General features: G+C 58.1%; 2 protein-coding genes. Both read left to right on the forward strand.

Annotated elements, in window-relative coordinates:
* A partial coding sequence (locus EXE44_RS17260) for an amidohydrolase family protein (RefSeq protein WP_158293494.1) occupies positions 1-474 on the forward strand: 474 nt, incomplete at its 5' end.
* 178 nt (positions 475-652) lie between these two features.
* Positions 653-883, forward strand: a 231-nt coding sequence (locus EXE44_RS17265; RefSeq protein ID WP_137717996.1) for a winged helix-turn-helix domain-containing protein, incomplete at its 3' end; no start/stop codon positions are given.

Below are 883 nucleotides of genomic sequence, written 5' to 3' on the forward strand. Positions count from 1 at the left end.
AACCTCAAACGTTCTACTGGACAGTATAACTCGATGGAACTCGTTCGGATGCTCACCATCGAGGGCGCACGTACGCTCGGTATCGGCGACGAAATCGGGAGTCTTGAACCCGAGAAGCGAGCTGACGTCATTCTACTGAACGTGGAGAAACCGAAATTCACGCCGCTCACGAACATCCCCGCACACATCGTGAACAACGCGGCACCTGCTGACGTAGAGGCGGTTATCGTGGACGGTGAGATCGTAATGCAGGACAACGTCGTCAAAACGATGGATGCTGACGGTGTACGTGAGGCCGTTGAAACTGCGGTTGAACGTTTCGACGCAGAGACAGACTGGGACCTCGGACTCGGCGGAAGCACTCCGCCAAGCGAACTGGAGATCACTCGTGACCTCCCGAAGCGAGGTCCAGCACAACTACTCGGCCGCCTTGCGTTTCAATCCGTCAAAGACCAGTTCCCGTTCTCAATCTAACCACCGTACTGAGGACATCATAGAACGGTTGGTGTACCTGTATTGCCCCGCCGCGGCAATCGCTCAACACAGACTCTGTACTGACCACTGTCCGCGGTGTCGCCGCCGTGAGATACGTAGTAGTAATTAGAATGGATAGTAAATATTATCATACAGCATCCCGACGATCGGGACACGCATGAGCACGACCGATGCCGTCACCGCCGACGACTGGACCGCGGACCGCTGGGCGGCCGTTCGCGACCTCCCCCCGAGCGCGAAGCTGGTCGCGAAGGTACTGGACTACAACGACACGCTCACGCAGAGCGAACTGGCCGAGGAGACGCTGCTCCCGCCACGGACCGTCCGCTACGCGCTGTCGCGTCTCGAGGAGGAGGACGTCGTCGACTCTCGGTTCTCCTTCACAGAC

The sequence above is a fragment of the Halorubrum sp. SS7 genome, from assembly GCF_005435055.1.
Classification (GTDB): Archaea; Halobacteriota; Halobacteria; order Halobacteriales; family Haloferacaceae; genus Halorubrum; species Halorubrum salinarum.